1 pseudogene is annotated in these 234 nt (G+C 64.5%); it reads left to right on the top strand.

The features are described 5' to 3' along the window. Positions 1-234 (top strand): annotated as a pseudogene (locus ABD323_RS44175) (major capsid protein); the annotation flags it as partial.

Raw genomic sequence — 234 nt, 5'->3', positions numbered from 1 at the left:
TGAAGCTGCAGAAGAAGATCAAGGCGACCCGGGCGAAGTTCGCCGACGCCGTGATCAACGGCGACACCGCGGTGGATACCAACGGCTTCGACGGCCTCTCCAAGATCCTGACCGGATCCAGCACTGAATACCTGCCGCTCACCAACGGCGTCGCCACCGGCTACCTCGACTGGACCACCGTCAACGACAAGGCCACCGCGCTCACGGCACTGGCCCACATCCACGCCTGGCTGG

The sequence above is a fragment of the Kitasatospora nipponensis genome, from assembly GCF_039528135.1.
In the GTDB taxonomy this organism is placed as follows: domain Bacteria; phylum Actinomycetota; class Actinomycetes; order Streptomycetales; family Streptomycetaceae; genus Kitasatospora; species Kitasatospora nipponensis.
This window is presented reverse-complemented; position numbering and strand designations above follow the sequence as displayed.